The organism is Pseudomonas sp. Pse1, assembly GCF_024519635.1.
Taxonomy (GTDB): Bacteria; Pseudomonadota; Gammaproteobacteria; order Pseudomonadales; family Pseudomonadaceae; genus Aquipseudomonas.
Genome location: NZ_JALJRO010000047.1, coordinates 1 through 2,789 on the forward strand (window position 1 = coordinate 1; position 2,789 = coordinate 2,789).

Sequence of the window (2,789 nt, forward strand, 5' to 3'; positions counted from 1 at the left end):
CAACGCCTGGTTGAGGGTGATGGTGAAGGTCGGATTGGCGTTTTCGAACACAGGACCATTGCCAGCGATGCTGACTGTCACGGTGTCGGTGGTGTCGTTGATCTGCACGACACCTGGTTCTTTGCTCAGTTGCAGGTCTTCGAAGACCTTGCCTGGCACAGAAGCATCGGTGACGGTCAGGCTCAGCGGGCCGCCATCTTTGTAGACGTCATCGCCCTGGATCGGTGCGGTATAGGTCGCCGAAGTCTCACCGGCTTTGACGGTGACGGTGCCGCCGTTGCTCAACTTGACGGTCAGATCATCCTTCAACGCCTGGTTGAGGGTGATGGTGAAGGTTGGGTTGGCGTTTTCGAATACGTCGCCGTTACCGGCGATGCTGACGGTCACAGTGTCGGTGGTGTCATTGATCTGTACGACACCTGGTTCTTTGCTCAGTTGCAGGTCTTCGAAGACCTGATCCTTAACAGTCGCTTCGGTGATGGTAACGCTCAGCGGACCGCCGTCTTTGTAGACGTCGTCTCCCTGGACTGGCGCGGTATAGATCGCGCTGGTATCACCGGCTTTGACGGTAACCGTACCGCCATTGCTCAGCTTGATGGTCAAGTCGTCGGCGAGAGCTCTGTTGATGCTGACAGTGAACGTCGGGTTGGCGTTTTCGAACACAGGACCATTGCCAGCGATGCTGACGGTCACGGTGTCCGTGGTGTCGTTGATTTGCACCACGCCTGGGTCTTTGCTCAGTTGTAGGTCTTCGAAGACCTTGCCTGGCACAGAAGCATCGGTGACGGTCAGGCTCAGCGGGCCGCCGTCTTTGTAGACGTCGTCGCCTTGGATCGGTGCGGTGTAGATCGCGCTGGTATCACCGGCTTTAACGGTGACGGTGCCGCCGTTGCTGAGTTTGACGGTCAAATCATCCTTCAACGCCTGGTTGATGCTGACGGTGAACGTCGGGTTGGCGTTTTCGAACACAGGACCGTTACCGGCGATGCTGACGGTCACGGTGTCGGTGGTGTCATTGATCTGTACGACACCTGGTTCTTTGCTCAACTGCAGGTCTTCGAAGACCTGATCCTTCACGGTTGCGCTGTCGATGGTGACGCTCAGCGGACCGCCGTCTTTGTAGACGTCGTCGCCCTGGATTGGCGCGGTGTAGATCGCGCTGGTATCACCGGCTTTAACGGTGACGGTGCCGCCGTTGCTGAGTTTGACGGTGAGGTCATCCTTCAACGCCTGGTTGATGCTGACAGTGAAGGTTGGGTTGGCGTTTTCGAATACGTCGCCATTACCGGCGATGCTGACGGTCACAGTGTCGGTGGTGTCATTGATCTGCACCACGCCCGGTTCTTTGCTCAGTTGCAGGTCTTCGAAGACCTGGTCCTTAACAGTCGCTTCGGTGATGGTGACGCTCAGCGGACCGCCGTCTTTGTAGACGTCGTCGCCCTGGACTGGCGCGGTATAGATCGCGCTGGTATCACCGGCTTTGACGGTGACGGTGCCACCGTTGCTGAGTTTGACGGTCAAATCATCCTTCAACGCCTGGTTGATGCTGACAGTGAAGGTTGGGTTGGCGTTTTCGAACACTGGACCATTGCCAGCGATGCTGACGGTCACGGTGTCGGTGGTGTCATTGATCTGCACCACGCCTGGCTCTTTGCTCAGTTGCAGGTCTTCGAAGACCTGGTCCTTCACGGTTGCGCTGTCGATGGTGACGCTCAGCGGACCGCCGTCTTTGTAGACGTCGTCGCCCTGGATCGGTGCGGTATAGATCGCCGAAGTCTCACCGGCTTTGACGGTGACGGTGCCGCCGTTGCTGAGTTTGACGGTCAGATCGTCCTTCAACGCCTGGTTGAGGGTGATGGTGAAGGTTGGGTTGGCGTTTTCGAATACGTCGCCGTTACCGGCGATGCTGACGGTCACAGTGTCGGTGGTGTCATTGATCTGTACGACACCTGGTTCTTTGCTCAACTGCAGGTCTTCGAAGACCTGATCCTTCACGGTTGCGCTGTCGATAGTAACGCTCAGCGGGCCGCCGTCTTTGTAGACGTCGTCGCCTTGAACTGGGGCGGTATAGATCGCGCTGGTATCACCGGCTTTAACGGTAACCGTGCCGCCGTTGCTCAGCTTGACGGTGAGGTCATCCTTCAACGCCTGGTTGATGCTGACAGTGAAGGTTGGGTTGGCGTTTTCGAACACTGGACCATTGCCAGCGATGCTGACGGTCACGGTGTCGGTGGTGTCATTGATCTGCACCACGCCTGGCTCTTTGCTCAGTTGCAGGTCTTCGAAGACCTTGCCTGGCACAGAAGCATCGGTGACGGTCAGGCTCAGCGGGCCGCCATCTTTGTAGACGTCGTCTCCCTGGACTGGCGCGGTATAGATCGCCGAAGTATCACCGGCTTTGACGGTGACGGTGCCACCGTTGCTGAGTTTGACGGTCAGATCATCCTTCAACGCCTGGTTGATGCTGACAGTGAAGGTTGGATTCGCGTTTTCAAACACTGGACCATTGCCAGCGATGCTCACGGTGACGGTATCTGTGGTGTCGTTGATCTGCACCACGCCCGGTTCTTTGCTCAGTTGCAGATCTTCGAAGACCTTGCCTGGCACGCTCGCGTCGGTGACGGTCAGGCTCAGCGGACCGCCATCTTTGTAGACGTCGTCGCCTTGGATCGGTGCGGTGTAGATCGCGCTGGTATCACCGGCTTTGACGGTAACCGTACCGCCATTGCTCAACTTGACGGTCAAATCATCCTTCAACGCCTGGTTGAGGGTGATGGTGAAGGTTGGAT

Annotated in this window: 1 protein-coding gene; it reads right to left on the reverse strand. The window is 57.2% G+C overall.

Translation table 11 applies throughout. The features are described 5' to 3' along the window. Nucleotides 1–2,789: immunoglobulin-like domain-containing protein (locus NR126_RS28255; RefSeq protein WP_372827621.1), on the reverse strand; the 2,789-nt coding region annotated here is incomplete at both ends.